At 30.8% G+C, this 15,612-nt stretch carries 18 protein-coding genes; 15 read left to right on the top strand and 3 right to left on the bottom strand.

Features of this window, described 5'->3' with window-relative positions:
- The first annotated feature begins 155 nt into the window (after nucleotides 1-155).
- From ACUUYC_RS01370 to ACUUYC_RS01390, 5 genes are all read left to right on the top strand, one after another.
- Nucleotides 156-1,841 carry a helix-turn-helix domain-containing protein gene (locus ACUUYC_RS01370; protein ID WP_474263026.1) on the top strand — a complete coding sequence of 562 codons (1,686 nt, stop codon included), beginning with the start codon at nucleotides 156-158 and terminating at the stop codon, nucleotides 1,839-1,841.
- 75 nt (nucleotides 1,842-1,916) lie between these two features.
- Nucleotides 1,917-2,177 carry a hypothetical protein gene (locus ACUUYC_RS01375; RefSeq protein ID WP_474263028.1) on the top strand — a complete coding sequence of 87 codons (261 nt, stop codon included), beginning with the start codon at nucleotides 1,917-1,919 and terminating at the stop codon, nucleotides 2,175-2,177.
- Between the two features lie 123 nt (nucleotides 2,178-2,300).
- A complete protein-coding gene (locus ACUUYC_RS01380; RefSeq protein ID WP_474263030.1) occupies nucleotides 2,301-2,528 on the top strand; it encodes a hypothetical protein in 228 nt (75 codons plus the stop codon).
- 135 nt (nucleotides 2,529-2,663) lie between these two features.
- Nucleotides 2,664-3,296, top strand: coding sequence for an HAD family hydrolase (locus tag ACUUYC_RS01385; protein ID WP_474263032.1), 633 nt, complete (start codon nucleotides 2,664-2,666; stop codon nucleotides 3,294-3,296).
- A gap of 164 nt (nucleotides 3,297-3,460) precedes the next feature.
- Entirely contained in the window at nucleotides 3,461-4,360 is a 900-nt protein-coding gene (locus ACUUYC_RS01390) for a hypothetical protein (RefSeq protein WP_474263034.1), read from the top strand.
- A gap of 209 nt (nucleotides 4,361-4,569) precedes the next feature.
- Here ACUUYC_RS01390 and ACUUYC_RS01395 read toward each other — a convergent pair whose 3' ends face one another.
- Nucleotides 4,570-4,776 carry a hypothetical protein gene (locus ACUUYC_RS01395; RefSeq protein ID WP_474263036.1) on the bottom strand — a complete coding sequence of 69 codons (207 nt, stop codon included), beginning with the start codon at nucleotides 4,774-4,776 and terminating at the stop codon, nucleotides 4,570-4,572.
- 156 nt (nucleotides 4,777-4,932) lie between these two features.
- Between ACUUYC_RS01395 and ACUUYC_RS01400 the strand changes: the two genes are divergently transcribed.
- From ACUUYC_RS01400 to ACUUYC_RS01415, 4 genes are all read left to right on the top strand, one after another.
- Nucleotides 4,933-5,466, top strand: a complete 534-nt coding sequence (locus ACUUYC_RS01400; protein WP_474263038.1) for a hypothetical protein — start codon at nucleotides 4,933-4,935, stop codon at nucleotides 5,464-5,466.
- Between the two features lie 176 nt (nucleotides 5,467-5,642).
- Nucleotides 5,643-6,128 (top strand): YybH family protein, encoded by a 486-nt coding sequence (locus tag ACUUYC_RS01405; protein ID WP_474263040.1) that lies wholly within the window; start codon nucleotides 5,643-5,645, stop codon nucleotides 6,126-6,128.
- A 60-nt stretch (nucleotides 6,129-6,188) separates the two neighbouring features.
- A complete protein-coding gene (locus tag ACUUYC_RS01410; RefSeq protein ID WP_474263042.1) occupies nucleotides 6,189-7,058 on the top strand; it encodes an RNA polymerase sigma factor in 870 nt (289 codons plus the stop codon).
- Nucleotides 7,059-7,327: 269 nt separating this feature from the next.
- On the top strand, nucleotides 7,328-7,744 hold the full coding sequence (locus tag ACUUYC_RS01415; RefSeq protein ID WP_474263044.1) for a hypothetical protein: 417 nt from the start codon (nucleotides 7,328-7,330) through the stop codon (nucleotides 7,742-7,744).
- A gap of 58 nt (nucleotides 7,745-7,802) precedes the next feature.
- Here the strand turns inward: ACUUYC_RS01415 and ACUUYC_RS01420 are convergent, their stop codons facing one another.
- The gene (locus tag ACUUYC_RS01420; protein ID WP_474263046.1) at nucleotides 7,803-8,507 is read right to left on the bottom strand and encodes a LytR/AlgR family response regulator transcription factor; all 705 of its coding nucleotides are present in this window, start codon (nucleotides 8,505-8,507) and stop codon (nucleotides 7,803-7,805) included.
- A gap of 374 nt (nucleotides 8,508-8,881) precedes the next feature.
- The gene (locus ACUUYC_RS01425; protein ID WP_474263048.1) at nucleotides 8,882-9,709 is read right to left on the bottom strand and encodes a sensor histidine kinase; all 828 of its coding nucleotides are present in this window, start codon (nucleotides 9,707-9,709) and stop codon (nucleotides 8,882-8,884) included.
- A 207-nt stretch (nucleotides 9,710-9,916) separates the two neighbouring features.
- Between ACUUYC_RS01425 and ACUUYC_RS01430 the strand changes: the two genes are divergently transcribed.
- The 6 genes from ACUUYC_RS01430 to ACUUYC_RS01455 all read left to right on the top strand — a co-directional run bounded on the left by ACUUYC_RS01430 (nucleotide 9,917) and on the right by ACUUYC_RS01455 (nucleotide 15,558).
- Nucleotides 9,917-11,089 (top strand): metallophosphoesterase, encoded by a 1,173-nt coding sequence (locus ACUUYC_RS01430; RefSeq protein WP_474263050.1) that lies wholly within the window; start codon nucleotides 9,917-9,919, stop codon nucleotides 11,087-11,089.
- A 121-nt stretch (nucleotides 11,090-11,210) separates the two neighbouring features.
- Nucleotides 11,211-12,098: a dienelactone hydrolase family protein gene (locus ACUUYC_RS01435; protein ID WP_474263052.1), complete on the top strand. Its 888-nt coding sequence runs from the start codon at nucleotides 11,211-11,213 to the stop codon at nucleotides 12,096-12,098.
- 124 nt (nucleotides 12,099-12,222) lie between these two features.
- On the top strand, nucleotides 12,223-12,705 hold the full coding sequence (locus ACUUYC_RS01440; protein WP_474263054.1) for a thioredoxin family protein: 483 nt from the start codon (nucleotides 12,223-12,225) through the stop codon (nucleotides 12,703-12,705).
- Between the two features lie 62 nt (nucleotides 12,706-12,767).
- Nucleotides 12,768-13,340 carry a hypothetical protein gene (locus ACUUYC_RS01445; protein ID WP_474263056.1) on the top strand — a complete coding sequence of 191 codons (573 nt, stop codon included), beginning with the start codon at nucleotides 12,768-12,770 and terminating at the stop codon, nucleotides 13,338-13,340.
- 122 nt (nucleotides 13,341-13,462) lie between these two features.
- Nucleotides 13,463-14,710, top strand: a complete 1,248-nt coding sequence (locus tag ACUUYC_RS01450; protein WP_474263058.1) for a hypothetical protein — start codon at nucleotides 13,463-13,465, stop codon at nucleotides 14,708-14,710.
- A 68-nt stretch (nucleotides 14,711-14,778) separates the two neighbouring features.
- Nucleotides 14,779-15,558, top strand: coding sequence for a hypothetical protein (locus ACUUYC_RS01455; RefSeq protein ID WP_474263060.1), 780 nt, complete (start codon nucleotides 14,779-14,781; stop codon nucleotides 15,556-15,558).
- Nucleotides 15,559-15,612: the final 54 nt, after the last annotated feature.

The following is a 15,612-nucleotide window of genomic DNA, read 5'->3' on the forward strand; positions in this document are numbered from 1 at the left end:
TCTACAGGAACGTTTCAAACGGCTTTTTATGAACACTGAATTAGTTGAAATGATTTTATACTACAGCATATATTCTAGAGGTTTATTTACTATTAAAAAGTCTTATGACAATATTTTTTTGTTCTAGATTTACAGTTCTAAAAAAGAGTTTGTTCATGAAACGGTTAATTCTACTCGCATTTTGTATTTTTCTAAGCTATACTAATGCTCAGACTGATTTGTCAAACGGTAAATCATTTGATGAATTGGTTAAATTATATTCTGAATTTATATATAAAAATCCTACCACCGCATTAAAGTATGCTATCCAAGCTAAAAGCTTACCTGATATTAATGATGAACAAAAAGCACAAGCGTTTTATAATGTTTCTAATTGCTATAATAAATTACATAAAAATAAAAACGCTTTACAGCATATTGAATCGGCTTTATCAAAAAGTACATTACTCAAAAATGAATTGCTTTTGTATAAGTGTTTTTTCTTAAAAGGAGATATTCTTAATGACTTAGGTGAAGATTCTAAAGCACTTGTCGCGTATTTAAAAGCCATGGAATACACACAAGATTTAGGGATTACTTATAAAATTCCTCTTTTATCTAATATCGCTTATATAAAGAAGCTACATAAAGATTTTGAAGAAGCGATTGACTTATACAAAGAAGTATTAAAGCATTTGGATACTTTAGAAGATAACATGGGTAATAAGGTGAACAGACTTATTGCATTTCTGAATATTGCCGACTCGTATCTGTGGTTAGAAAACCCAGATGAGGCTGAATTATACAACGAAGCCGGATTAACAAAATGTAGCACTAAAGACTTGCCAGAGTTATACTATCCACTTTTAATGAATAAAGCTATTATTCTGTATCAAAGAGCTGAATATGATAATTGTATTTCTGTAGCAAAACAGATTAAAGATGCTACATTGAATGACAATAATCAAGGGTTACATCTTACTTCCATATTCTATTTAGGGAAAAGCTCCTATAAATTAAACGTATATCAAGAATCTATACAGTATTTAGAAAAAGCATTGGCATTTACAAAAACTTCTGATAATATAAATATTAATGAAAAAGAGTTGCATAAATTTCTTGCATTAGCCTATAATAAAGTAGGAGAATCTGAAAAAGCATCACTTCATTTTGAGAACTATTCAACATTAGAAAAAAAGCAGAGTGTTGAAAATTTAAAAATCAATAATGAAACACATAAATTAGTTGATGTTGCGCCTCTACATACAGAAATAGACACTTTAGGAAAAAAGTTGACAACACAATCAAGAAATAAAAAATGGTTACTTATGATAGCTATTATTTCACTTGCCCTCTTTATAAGCAGCATTATATATTATAAAGTAAGAGAAAAACATACAAAGAAAAAGTTTCAGGAATTACTTAAAAAAGTAGCTGCTCTTGAAGAAAAGAAGAAAAAAATTGCTTCCAAAAAGGAGAAGATACTAGATAATAAGGCAAAAGTTATTTTAGACAGAATCACTGATTTTGAAAAGAATGAAGATTATTTATTGGTAGAATGTAGTTTAAGCTTTATGGCAGAAAAGTTGGGAACTAATACTTCTTATTTATCCAAAATAATTAATACTTATAAAGGAAAATCGTATACAACCTATATCACCGAATTGCGAATTGATGCTGCTTTAATCAAATTGAAGAATAATAAAACATTACAATCCTATAATATGACAGCTATAGCAGCTGAGTTTGGATTTAAGAGACAGGAAACATTTTCGAAAGCTTTTAAGGCACATACTGGTATATATCCTTCTCAATTCTTAAAAATTCTTACAAAAAACAGCTTATCTATTGATGATTTATGAATCATCAATGGCATATCTTTTATTTTCATCTATTGTTTTTAGCTTTATTATAATTAATTATAAAACATATATTTCATGAAAAAAAAGAACCTCAAAAACCTAACACTACACACGTATAGAATTTCAAATTTAACGTTACTCTATAGAAGCATCGGAGGAAATGTAAATACTCATATCAATACGGAACCAACAATAAACGCTTATGATTTAACAATAGCACGAGAGTGTCAAACTAAATATGAAAGCTGTATTTTTTCGCATTGTATTACAAATGGAGGAACTGTAAAAGCACCTCCGCCAACAGAATATGTTGGATGCAACCAGCCAGGCTTTTAAAAAACACCTTGATTTTAGAGTATATGAAAGAGGTATTGATAAATTATAAATCATCAGTGCCTCTTCTTTTTTGCTCTAAAAAAAAGAACTTGTTTTACCTCAATTAATTTTAAAACATATATCATGAAAAAAAGAACTTTAAAGTCTTTAAGCCTTAACAAGAATTCTATTTCTAACTTAACAAAGTCTCGTATTTCTGGAGGGAGAACTAATACTGTTACTTGCGCTACAATATGCCTTGAGTATCTTAATCCTCATCATTACTTAGCCTATCCAAAAGATGCGGTACAAGCAACAATTCCAAATAATGCTGTATCAATGTTTAATCATGAAACATGCTGGCGTTGCTAAAACTTAGTGAACAAGTTAGTGAACTTTGGTTCAGTCATAGTCGGGAGGTTTTTTCTTCCGGCTATTCTATTATTAACTAACTTTTAAATACTAACTTTATAACTTGTAGCTAGCAATTAGATTTATCTAAAACACATGAACAAGTTATTAATTTTCGATTTAGACGATACGCTATTTGAAACCAAATCTATTGGTAAAAAAGCTGTAAAACCAATCTTTGATCAGTTTGAACCGTTGTTGATCAAAAAATTTGGAACCGTATTGACTGCACAAATTGTTCCTGAGTTATGGAAATATCCTTTTGACTTTGTATCACAGAAATACAGTTTTGACGATCACCAAAATGCTGAATTTGCTCGTTTGATAAATGCGCATGAGTATGAACTGAACATACAACCCTTTGATGATTTTAATATAATTGAAAACTTACCACAAGAGAAAATACTAGTCACTACTGGGTTTTCAAAACTGCAACATGCTAAGATTCATTCGTTAGGAATTAAAGAACAGTTTAGTGAAATTTATATTGACGATATTCTTGACTCAAAACGAATTTTTAAGAAAGGAATTTTTCAACATATTCTTCTAGAAAAAAAGATTGACCCGAAACTAGTATATATAATTGGCGACAATCCGAATTCAGAATTAAAAGCAGGTTTTGAATTGGGTTTACAAACCATACAGGTTTTTAAATTTGGACAAGAGAAATCAACATTTGCTAAGTATTGTATTTCTGATTTTGGTGAATTGGTTGCTGTTTTGGGGTAATGTGTAGATGTAATTGTTAAGGTATTATGTTACTGATTACGGGAAACCTCATTGTATAGTTGTACTATTTGACTTACCTTTATTGGGAATTAATATAAGTTGTATAATGAACATATGTTTATTATACATACGTTAGGCACCATTTAACCGCAGAAGTGAAAATTATGGCACAAAATGAAAATTTAGAAAAAAATATTCTTGACTGGCTGAATAGTGAAGGTTTTCCGCTAGAGTATAGGTGTGCTAATGTTTTTAAAAAATGGAAATTCTCAACATTTCAAGGTAGGTACGTTAATGATTACAAAACAAATACACCAAAAGAAATTGATGTTATTGCACAACGAACAGTTGAAGTTAATGATTCTTTTCTGCGAATAATGTACTTGACAGAATGTAAGTGGAGCGCTGATAAACCTTGGGTAATTTTCACTGATACAAATTCAAAAATTTCATCCTCAGCATGTATTGCTCAATCAATTAGTTCAAATATAGCAGATTCAATTTTATGGTTATTGGCCAATGACAAAGAGATTCAGACACTTTCAATATTTGGGACTCCAGATAGACCTGGATTCAATGGCAAACAGGCATTTAGCAAACAAAATGACCTTGTCTATACAACTCTTCAATCTATAATATCAGCCTGCTATTCAGAGAAGAAATTTTATGAGGGATATGTGAAAAAACAACAAGACATATTTTCTCATGGTACTTTAATTATCCCAATAGTTGTTATTGAAGGAAAGTTATTTGAAACCTATTTTGATGCTCAGAAAGAAGAGATGGTAATAAAAGAGCAAAAGAAAATGCGGCTACATTGGAAAGGTTCTGAAGCATGGAATTTGCATTCAACAGTTGATATTGTAACAATTGATGAATTAGACAACTACGTTGCAAAACTAGATAAAGAAACAAATATTCTAATTAACAAGATGACTGAGACTTTCTCTCTTATTAATAAGTGTATTGAGAATAAATCTGTAGACCCAATTAAACATATGATACAAGGAGCAAGAGGAATATTAAGCCTTCCTCCAATTTTAGACAAACTAATAACAGAATAAAAACGGTGCCTAACAATGCATCATAAAACATAAGGAGTTCAGTGGTTTACGAAGCGTTTGTGCGTTTAATCAAGCCCGCCAAATTTGCAATTTGACGAGTTGATTAAAAAGTTTAAATTTGTGTCTAATCGCAAATATGGCTCAGTGCAAACTTGATAGGTAAGTTCGTTAAATCCCTTACGTTTCATATGCTAGCCGTTAGCCACCATTTAAGACCAACTATTTCTACAAATTAAGTATAGTTTGTAAAGCTCTTCATCTGTTAGGTTCCCTAAACTACCCCAACTTGTTCTACCATATTGGTCACTATAAGAGTGTCCTGCTTTTTTAACTAAGGTATTTTCAAATTCATTGTAGTAAGGTTGACTACCTTTTACTAGTGTTTCTAATCCTTTTCTGTCAAGTTCAATTTTCATAATAAAAACGGTGGCTAACACAATATAAAAACAAAAGCTATTATTAGCCATTTTTTAAGGCTTCTGTTGGTTAATTAAATTTATTTTCTTACTCGATGTTTCGTTCTATTTAAACGCTTCAATTTTTATATAAAACGTTAGGTGCAATTACAAAAAATGAACAAATATCTATCAATCATAAAATCAAATTTAATAGGTATTCTAATTGCTGGAGGAATATTCTATTGGGGATTTGCAAATGATGGATATATCCGAATGGGTATTGCAATACTGATTTTGCTTGCTATTATTAAATCAGGAATTGACAATTTTAATTATGCAATTGAATTAGATAATTGGACTAAAACGAATCAGGAAAAACTCATTTTATTTTATCCAACAAAGAAGCCGATTCAAGAAAAAATAAAAACTGACTTTATTCCCAAAATTCCATATGAGGTAATGGAAGTCTATTATGATGGACCAAAATTAATTGGAGACATAAAACGCTCAATTGTATTTGAAATAATGAAGTGGAATCCAAATATTAAAATCCATAAACCAGCAATTCTTAAAATAGTAAATAAATCAGTTGTTATGGAAGAGCTTGATGAACTGAAAAAAATAGATAAGGAGGTCGTTGACTTTCAAAAATTAATGGATAGAATTGAAAAAGTAAAAAAAGCACCTAACACTATATATAGCAAATAGGGCGATTAGTGTTTAACCCAAAGGTCTGTCTATTTGCAAAGTCGCCATATATTTAACGTTAGGCTTTATACCCAGAAATAACATTTTTTTATAATAAATTCACATCTACTGTAACAGTCATCTTTTGGTTGTGTCTAAGTCATAAAGCGAGTAATAATTTATAAAAACGAAACTTTATGATTTACAAAATGCAATCAAAATTATTAATGGTCATACTATTCTGTATGGCTTCAATCACAATTAATTCACAAACAAATAAAACAAAAAAGATGACAGTAGAAGAACAAAATGTACTAAACACAATCCAAAGAATGACAAAAGCTTTTGAAAACAAAGATATTGACAAGGTTATGTCTTGCTATGAACCTAATTCAGTTGTCGTATTTGAACCAGAATCACCAGTATCTGATTCAAATGCTTTAAGAGAAATGTTCACAGGAATGTCAATGGCAAATCCAGTTTTTACTTATAGTGGTCACGAAGTATTTATCTCAGGAGATATTGCTACTCATATTGCACCTTGGGAAATGACTGCAAAAGCACCAGACGGAACTGAAATTAAACAAAGTGGTCTTTCTGTTGCTGTCTTAAGAAAACAAGAAAATGGAGAATGGTTAATGGTTATAGATAATCCTCACGGACAATTTTTAATGACTAAATAATACCTTTCTAATAACATTTTGTTTTTTTAAAGGCAAAATGTTATTTCTTAAATTTATAAAATGAAGAAATCGCTCAACATCAAAACTTCAGACTCTATTTTAATAGAGCAGTCGCTTAATGGTAATAAAAAAGCATTAGAAAATCTTATAAAAAAACATCAAGATTGGATTTATAATATCGCCTTAACTTTTGTAGGTGATAAAAATGAAGCAGGAGATTTAACACAAGAAGTTTTAATAAAAATTGTTGTAAAATTGGATTCATTTAAACAAAAAAGTAGCTTTAAAACTTGGGTATATCGGATTGTAAAAAATCACTTTCTAAATATGAAAAGAGGTAAATATGAAATCAATTCGATAACATTCGAAGAGTTTGGACAAGGAATTGAGCAACTACCTAATGAATCTCTTTCTGATTATTCTTACGAAGTTGAAAATAAGTTATTAGTAAAAGAAGCCAAAATTAGTTGTATGAAAGGAATGTTACTATGTCTTGACCGAGAACAACGAATGATATACATAATTGGAGAATTATTTGAATTTACTGATGTCATTGGTAGCGAAATAATGGAAATTTCAAAAGAAAATTTTAGAGTTAAACTACATAGAGCAAAAAAGCAACTCTACAATTTTATGGACAACAAATGTGGTCTTATTAACAAAAACAATCCTTGTCGTTGTGCAAGAAAAACAGCGGGATTTATAAAAATGGGATTTGTTGACCCAATAAATTTACATTTTCAGAAAAATACTATTACTAACATCAATAAAGTAATAGATAAAAAAATAGAAAAATATAAAGATGAAGTAACTTCTGAATATCAAAAATTATATCAAGAACACCCTTTTTTACAAAGCCCTGATAAATTAGAATCTATTAAGAATTTACTTTCTTCAAATACTATAAAAGAAACATTCAATTTCGATTAAAAGAAGTACGAAAGCCTAACAATGTATAAAAAAACATAGGGCAGTTTAGGCTTGCCGAAAAATCTGTGTTTATTTAAAAAGTACGCCAAATATAAAATTTAGTATTTTCAACAAAAAATATAAAAGCAAAATATTATATTTGGCTTAGTACCAATCCGAAAGGTATTGCTTGTCACTTGCCATACGTTTCTTATACTAACCGTTGTGTGTCATTAAAGCGAACGAAAGATTAATGAGAATGAAAATAAATTAAATGATAATTTGACTGAATGTTTGAAAAAATATTAGATATAATAAAACCACTATTTGAAAAAAACGGAATTGTTGACTTGTCAAAACTTGAGCGAAAAACTGATTTGGAATATTTGCTTGCTTTATTGCTAAATTCTCGATTTGCATCAAGTGAGAATAAAAACGATAGAAATTTTGGAGCAGATGATATAGTTGCGCTTAAACTAGAAGTTGAAAATAATAAGTTTCTAAAATATTGGGGCAAAATATATTGGTTATCAAAACCTAATAACCACGAATGCTTTAGGTCTTATCAAGATCCTTTTTATGGATTATTTGAACTCAACGACAATAAAATTGAACTTAAAGAGTCAATGTTTGGTGATTATGGCAAGAATGATTTGGATGGACTATATTGGATTGAATCCGAAATGGATTGGATGTATGATATATAAAAATAACGAACACACAACAATGGCTATAATTAATACGAGTTTTAGTTCTTAACTACAACTACCTCACCAACGCATTCACATTCACCTTATACATTTTCCCAATAGGAATCATATGATCTCCAATCATAATTCGGTTGCCTTCAATACTATTGATACGTTTTGTAGCGACTGCAAACGACTTATGCACTTGTAAAAAGTCTTCTGTTGGCAATAACGCAATCATATCGGAAAGCTTTTCGCGAATGGAAATTGTCTCTGAATCCATAACTACTTTTGTATAGTTTCCTGAAGCTTCAACATACAATATTGTATTGATAAATACTTGCACATATTTGTTTTGCGAACGCAGAAATATACTTTGAGAAGCTTCATCCTTTTTTTCCGTTACTACAGATTTCACTTTCGATGAAACGCTCACAGTTTTGTTAATCGCTTTTAAGAAACGCTCAAAAGAAAATGGTTTTAATAAATAATCTGAAACGTTCAATTCATAACCTTCCAAAGCATATTCCTGATACGCCGTTGTTACAATTACTTTTGGCGGATGCGATAACGTTTTTAAGAAATCAAATCCTTTGAGTTTGGGCATATTTAAATCGAGGAAAATCAAGTCGACAGCATGTTCGTTTAGATATTCCATTGCTTCTAGCGCGTTGTAACAATGTTTCTTCAATTCCATATTTGGCAACAAATTGCAATATCCTTTTATGATATCGTGCGCTATATGTTCATCGTCAATAATTAAATAGCTTATGCTTGCCATATTTTTTTAATTATAATTTTTAGCACTCTGTAAGACTGTCTTACTAAATACCATATTATTCCTTTTTTCGTTTTAGTTCGTACATTTTCTATTTTAAATCAATGAACTCATGAATCTTTGATTTCTTTGCTTTCCCAAAGAAAAGAAACAAAAGAAAGGGAATTTTTAGTTCACGCATTCTTACTTCATATTTTGGTATTCATGAATGCACAGCATTTCCAGAGGTATTTTTAGTTTTTCTATCGAAAACTAAAACCATAATTCTTTTCCTAAATTTTCTCCAAGGATTCAAAAATTTTTAACGAAAAACAATTATTATACTGCGGAAAAAGAAAAACTTCGATTTATTCAACAAATTCATCTTACATAACTAATCATGAAAGTTGAATGGTTAGTTGCGATTTGTATATGTTTTCTTCACTGGTAAAAGATACTAAATGTTTTTTAGGGTAGACCAATTCCAGTCGCCTTTGCAGATTTTTTAATCCGATTCCGTTTTCATCAGTAACCGATTCTTGATCAAAATTATTTTCAACACTAAAGTGAATTTCATCTTGATTTGCTTTCAAATTGATTCTAACAAAAGCGTTTTCATGCAAATTTTCCACACCATGTTTGAATGCGTTTTCCAGTAAAATGATAAACAATAATGGCATTACTTCACTTTTTTCATTTTGAATGTTTGTATCAAATTTCACATCAATTTCTTTGTGATAGCGCATTTTGTGTAACTCAATATAGTTTTTTAAATAAGCTACTTCTTCTTGAATTGATACGCTACTTTTTTGTCCATCATAAATACTATAGCGCATCATGTCGGACAGTTTCAGAATCAACGCTTGCGCCTTTTTAGAATCTTTATCAACCAAACCATATAAATTATTCAACATATTGAAGAAAAAGTGCGGATTTACTTGACTCTGTAAATGTGACAATTCCATTTGTTGTTGCTCTTTTTTCAACTTCAATATAGATCGAATTCGTTTAAACAACCAATGCAATACAATGGACACCATAAATCCTAATAAAACTATATATCCTTCAAGAATTCCCAAACTAATCATCGGAGGATAATCTCCTAAAAAGGTGATCGAATTTTTCTCTGAAGTTATAATTTCAAACATCGCAATCACTATCGGAGATAACAATATCACGCTTCCGATACCAAATAATATTTTCCTATAGTGTTTTTTGAATGACATAGCACAAATGTAGCTGAAAACGATTGGCAAACAAAAGAAGTTGACAAACGACCAAAATCTGAGGTTCTTTTGTCCAAAATGTGTGACAAAATCACTTCAACCTCAAAAAAAATCATTGTATCACTTTTCCCGAGTTGTTGAACCCAAAAGCTTTTCTGGACAATCACTCGCGCATAAGTTTGCGGAAATAATTAAACACTCATCATCATGAAAAAACGAATAGTTCGATATTTAAAACATATCTTTTTAACTTTTTTATTTTTAGCAATAATCGCAATTTCTTTCGGATTGTATCACGGCGCGTCACTTCATTATGGTGATCATCCTTCTCGCATGAATCTTGATAAAGATGGTCCGTATGTTTTTTATGAAAATGATTCTACACTTAGCGTGAATTACCTCAAAGGAAACAAAAAAGATGGTTTTTACACTACAAAAAAAACGTATGCAACTACCGAAATAATTCCTGGGAGTTGTTATTTCCCACTAGAAGATACTTCGTTTGATTTCACAATTAACACCAAACTTGAAACACCAAAAACGATTTACAATGACGGCAATCCAATTATAGCTATTTCAGATATTGAAAGTGGTTTTAAAACCTTTCGCGATTTCTTGATTCAGCAAAACGTAATCGACGCCGAATTGAATTGGACATTTGGGAAAGGGCATTTAGTACTAGTTGGTGATTTTGTCGATCGTGGGTTTTCAACAACACAAGTTTTATGGTTTGTATACAAATTAGAACAAGCAGCAAAAGAACATAATGGGCTAGTACATTTTATCATTGGGAATCACGAATTAAAAAACATGCAAGCAAAGTTTGGCGCAGCTTCTCAGAAGTATTTAGGAGTTTCGGCAATTTTAGATAAACAACAACACGATTTGTATAGTCAGGAATCATTTTTAGGCAAATGGTTGTCAAGCAAGAATGCAATCGAAAAAATCAACGGACATATTTTTGTTCATGGTGGCATTCATCCTGAAGTTGCAGAATTAGGCTTGTCGTTAGAAGAAATGAATACCATTTCGCGCAAGTATTATTACACAGCATATTTTCCAACACCACAAAAAAAACCTACCGAATTGATCATTTCTACACGCAAAGGAATTTCGTGGTATCGCGGATATTTTAGAGAAGATTTATCTCAAGAACAAATTGATTTTCAACTAAAAACATTCAACGCCAAATCAATTGTTGTTGGACACACATTACAATCAAAAGTCAACACATTTTTTAACGGAAAAATCATTGGGATTGATGTGCATCATCCAAAAGATTATAATAAGAGTTGGCCAAACAGACAATCGGAAGGCTTATTAATAGAAGATACTATTATGTATCGCTTGCTACATGATGGAACTAAAAAAACGTTATAAGTTATGATTGTATTCGTGTATTACCTAGTGAATTTGATTTTGGAATTAGTATGTAACTAAAATAACAAATTCTCAAAGTCTTTCAAATTCCGTAACTTTAGTCATCAAAAAAACCTACATCATGAGCGAGTTAAAGAAAGAAGACATTCAACAAGAAGTATTTGATTTGTATGACGATTATGCACATAATAAAATTGGGCGTCGTCAGTTTGTAGAACGACTTTCATTGTATGCCGCAGGAAGTGTTACTGTTGGAGCATTGATGAGTTTTATGTCTCCAAATTACAAAACAACTGCGGAAATTCCGAAAGATGATACGCGTTTACAATCGGATTATATTATGTACAATTCTCCAAAAGGTGGCGGAAAAATTAAAGGATTGCTTTCGTTACCGAAAGATGTCTCAAAAAAAGTTCCGGGCGTTATTGTCGTTCATGAAAACAGAGGTTTGAATCCATATATTGAAGATGTTGGCAGACGAACTGCTTTGGAAGGTTTTATAAGTCTGGCACCAGATGCCTTAACTCCTTTGGGCGGTTATCCTGGAAACGATGATGATGGACGAACGATGCAGAAAAAGCGTGACCTAAACGAAATGTTGGAAGATTTTATTGCTGCGTATGAATACTTAAAGAAGCATCCGAATTGCAATGGAAAAGTAGGTGTTGTTGGTTTCTGTTTTGGCGGTTGGATTTCCAATATGATGGCTGTTAAATTAGACGATTTAAAAGCTGCGGTTCCTTTTTATGGAAGACAACCAAATGATGAAGATGCCGCGAAAATAAAAGCACCTTTATTGCTTCAATATGCTGACTTGGACAAACGCGTCAATGCAGGTTGGGAAGCGTATGAAAAAGTATTGAAAGCAACTAAAATTGATTACAAAGCACATTTTTACCCAAATGTGAATCACGGTTTTCACAACAATACAACACCACGTTATGACAAAAAAGCTGCAACATTAGCTTGGACACGAACAATTGATTTTTTTAAGGAGAAGTTGGTGTAGTTGTCTTAAATAAAAAATGTATTGTAAAAGTGGGAAGCAAGTAAAACAGCAGTAGATTTTATGTAATAATTTATAAATATTCCTTAGAATTGAATATCTTTTCATCAACATTAAGACCACACCTATGAAAACGATTACTACAATTCTATTCGCGTTGTTTGTTGTATGCAATCTCCATGCGCAAAAAGAAGGCAAATACGTCAAAACAGATAGCCATAATTTACGCTGGTATTTAGATTATAACAAAGCACGAGAAGTCAGCAAAGGACTAAAAAAACCTATTTTATTGTTTTTTACAGGCTCCGATTGGTGCGGCGCTTGTATTGAATTAGAGAAAAAATATTTTGCTAAAAATACATTCGTAAAATTAGCAGAAGAATTTATTTTGGTTGAATTAGACTTCCCTAAAAATAAAGAAATTTTACGTGAAGAATATATAGATGTGTATATGGCATTGCGGAAAAAATACAATGCGCAAGGGTTTCCTACTGTGATTGTATTAGACACTAATGAAAATGTAATTGCACGCGCTTCTGGATTTAGAGGCAAAGACACAAAAAGAATCTATACAAATTTACTTAAAGCCGCTTTAGAAGCTATTTTGTAACGAATTAATAACATCTTTACATATCCGTTTTAAATCGATTACAATTAAAACATTTATTCATTATGACTACAACCACAGAAGAAACAGAACAAAAAAAGTTATCACTATTTCAAAAGCTACTTCCAGCAAGTTTATTAATCTTTAATATCTTCCTTTTTTTCAAACTCATCCCCGATCATATTGCTGAAGAATACAGTATGTTATTTGCAATTGTTGGCGGTGTAATTACAGTAATTTTATCTTTTTGGACAGCAGATACATTGCTAAGAAGCTTATTAAAATACATGGCTATTCCTATATTTTTATTGTGCATTGCTTCACTGTTTATTTTTGGTGCATGTTTTATATGGAAAACTACTAGTTATAGTTCTGATGAACTTGCCAAAAATGGTGTCTATACAACTGCCACTATTGTGGATAAAACTAGAATTTATGGCAAACGCGGAAAAACGATTCAAAGTATTGATGTTCAATTTTTAGATGAAAATAATGAGCGACAAGAAGCTACAATTGATATTAGTAGCAGTGAATATAACAACTTTAATAATGGTAAAATTATTCCAATATTTTACTCTTCAAAGCATCCAAACATTGCCCGAATTTATTATAAAAAATTACGCAGTGGTGATTATTAATTATTTACCTGTTTACGAATTCAAAAGTAACGCTCACTTATTCCGTGTTTTATCGTATACTAAATCCATATACTTTTAAATAAAATAATCATTTAATCGTTATATGTTAAAACCGAATAGAGATGAAAAAACAACTACTAATTCTAATCATTTTGGCATCTAGTATAAAAGCACTTGGTCAAGATGGAGAATTTACCACGCATGAAAATGGTTTGATTTACACCAAATTAACCATGAACAAACTTTCGCACATTGTAGATTCATTAAATCTTCAATACAAATATTGTGATCTTGACAAAGTGTATTTAGCGAAAAATCAAACTGTCGGACACATGATTAAACTTACCAAAGGAGACATTTTCGGTGCAAAGAAAGACATAGAAAATCAAATTGATTTTGAAACGTTTATTAAAAAATATCCACAAACTACAATTGAAAAAAATGTGCTTATTGTACAAAATCAATACACAAGTTATTACGGGAAAGATACTGTTGAGTTTCGCAAAATAAATTTAGATACTGGTCGCGAAATTGCAATCAAAGAAACCGAAAACTTAGAAAACTATAAAAATCTAAAAGAGAAAAGTTGGGTATATAGTTATTACAGTAAAGCTGCCTATTCACGTGAATCTTTAAGAGCATTTTATTTTCCCAATACATTTACAGCAGAACCATTAGCTAAAAAATATGCTACGATGGTTGGCTATTCAAATTGTTTGATTGATACAACAACAACCAAATTTAAGGAAGATGCCGGACAAGATTTCTACAGAGATTTACCTAAAAACTGGCAACAACTTCCCAAAAAAGAAAAGTCAGCTTTATTAGATAAAATGCGAAACACCAAAGTAATGGGAAGCTGTAGTATGGATTCAAGTCCAAGAGAACATGCTGCAAATATTGCTTTACTAGCTGCCGAAACGGTTAATTGGGAAATTTTTCTGCGATCACATTTAGATATTATGAATGATCGCTTTGATAGAGTATCAGATGGGAGTTATGCACATGCAGGACGAAAAACTTACATTCGAGAATTGGAAGAACTGAATATTAATGTTTCTGATTTAATTTTTGGTATTAGTTTACGTATTGAAAATCCTGTCGAAAATCATTACTTTGGAAGTATTAGTAGAACTGGAAGAGCTTTGTCTGAATCGAAAAACAGTGAAGAAATTGAACACGCAATGTCGGAAATGATAAAAGACACACAACTGGATGATTATAATAGAGTGCTGATTTATTTTTTATATCAAAATTACATCTATTATCTTGAAGATGAAATATTGAAGAAACGCAATGTTGAAAAGTTGAAAAATGCTGTTGCTCTGCTTCCAGAATATATTAGCGCAAAGATTACTTTTGATGAATAATATCCTACTTGTTTCTAGCTTATTTAATATATTTGACACATACAAATTCCCCTTTTTAAACTCTAAAAATGCAGCAAGAAATCGACACAAAAGAATTAACATTTTATTCTCCAAAAGCAATTGGTATTGCGACATTTATTGGCGGTCCATTAGCTGCTGGTTATTTGATACGAGAAAATTATAAAGCGCTGAATGAGACAGAAAAAGGAAATAAAGTACTAATAATCTCAATTATTGTAACGATAGCATTGTTTGCAGTTATTTTTGCAATTCCGGATTACATTGTAGAAAAAATTCCTAAAGTAATTATTCCTGCTATCTATACAGGACTTATTGTTTTTTGGGTAGAACAAAATTTTGGTGATCTTTTTAAACAACATGAAGAGCATAAATATGCCTTCTTTTCTCGTTGGAGAGCGGCTGGAATTGGATTTATATCATTATTGATTTTAGGAGTCGGATTATTTGCAGGCATTTATGCATTTACTGATTTTGAAACGGAAAACTTCTATAATTCTAAACTTGAACAGTTCTCAAAAAATGAAGAAAATTCATTGGTTTTTTATGACCGTTTAGATACTGAAAGTAATTTTGGATTGATCCTTGAATTAGATAAAAAAGTAATTCCTGCTTGGAAAGAAAACTTGGAAATCGTTCGTCAAATGGACACTTTAAAAGGTATGCCTTCTGAGATTAAGAAACAAAATAAAACATTGTTACGCTACTGTGAATTACGTTTAAAGGTGTTTGCATTAATGAAAAAAGCATTAAAAGAAGACACCGACAAATATGATCTTCAAATTGAGGCAATCCATCTAGAAATTGATAAAGAATTAGCTAAATTATAGTATTTCCCACGAAACATCTTTTTGAAAAAAGTAATCTATTTTAATAAATCTAGT

The organism is Kordia sp. E (genome assembly GCF_056033805.1).

Bases quoted from the DNA above. Each gene is read 5' to 3' on its own strand.
- ACUUYC_RS01370 (WP_474263026.1), top strand. From the start codon at position 156: ATGAAACGGTTAATTCTACTCGCATTTTGTATTTTTCTAAGCTATACT.
- ACUUYC_RS01375 (WP_474263028.1), top strand. From the start codon at position 1,917: ATGAAAAAAAAGAACCTCAAAAACCTAACACTACACACGTATAGAATT.
- ACUUYC_RS01380 (WP_474263030.1), top strand. From the start codon at position 2,301: ATGAAAAAAAGAACTTTAAAGTCTTTAAGCCTTAACAAGAATTCTATT.
- ACUUYC_RS01385 (WP_474263032.1), top strand. From the start codon at position 2,664: ATGAACAAGTTATTAATTTTCGATTTAGACGATACGCTATTTGAAACC.
- ACUUYC_RS01390 (WP_474263034.1), top strand. From the start codon at position 3,461: ATGGCACAAAATGAAAATTTAGAAAAAAATATTCTTGACTGGCTGAAT.
- ACUUYC_RS01395 (WP_474263036.1), bottom strand. From the start codon at position 4,776: ATGAAAATTGAACTTGACAGAAAAGGATTAGAAACACTAGTAAAAGGT.
- ACUUYC_RS01400 (WP_474263038.1), top strand. From the start codon at position 4,933: ATGAACAAATATCTATCAATCATAAAATCAAATTTAATAGGTATTCTA.
- ACUUYC_RS01405 (WP_474263040.1), top strand. From the start codon at position 5,643: ATGATTTACAAAATGCAATCAAAATTATTAATGGTCATACTATTCTGT.
- ACUUYC_RS01410 (WP_474263042.1), top strand. From the start codon at position 6,189: ATGAAGAAATCGCTCAACATCAAAACTTCAGACTCTATTTTAATAGAG.
- ACUUYC_RS01415 (WP_474263044.1), top strand. From the start codon at position 7,328: ATGTTTGAAAAAATATTAGATATAATAAAACCACTATTTGAAAAAAAC.
- ACUUYC_RS01420 (WP_474263046.1), bottom strand. From the start codon at position 8,507: ATGGCAAGCATAAGCTATTTAATTATTGACGATGAACATATAGCGCAC.
- ACUUYC_RS01425 (WP_474263048.1), bottom strand. From the start codon at position 9,709: ATGTCATTCAAAAAACACTATAGGAAAATATTATTTGGTATCGGAAGC.
- ACUUYC_RS01430 (WP_474263050.1), top strand. From the start codon at position 9,917: ATGAAAAAACGAATAGTTCGATATTTAAAACATATCTTTTTAACTTTT.
- ACUUYC_RS01435 (WP_474263052.1), top strand. From the start codon at position 11,211: ATGAGCGAGTTAAAGAAAGAAGACATTCAACAAGAAGTATTTGATTTG.
- ACUUYC_RS01440 (WP_474263054.1), top strand. From the start codon at position 12,223: ATGAAAACGATTACTACAATTCTATTCGCGTTGTTTGTTGTATGCAAT.
- ACUUYC_RS01445 (WP_474263056.1), top strand. From the start codon at position 12,768: ATGACTACAACCACAGAAGAAACAGAACAAAAAAAGTTATCACTATTT.
- ACUUYC_RS01450 (WP_474263058.1), top strand. From the start codon at position 13,463: ATGAAAAAACAACTACTAATTCTAATCATTTTGGCATCTAGTATAAAA.
- ACUUYC_RS01455 (WP_474263060.1), top strand. From the start codon at position 14,779: ATGCAGCAAGAAATCGACACAAAAGAATTAACATTTTATTCTCCAAAA.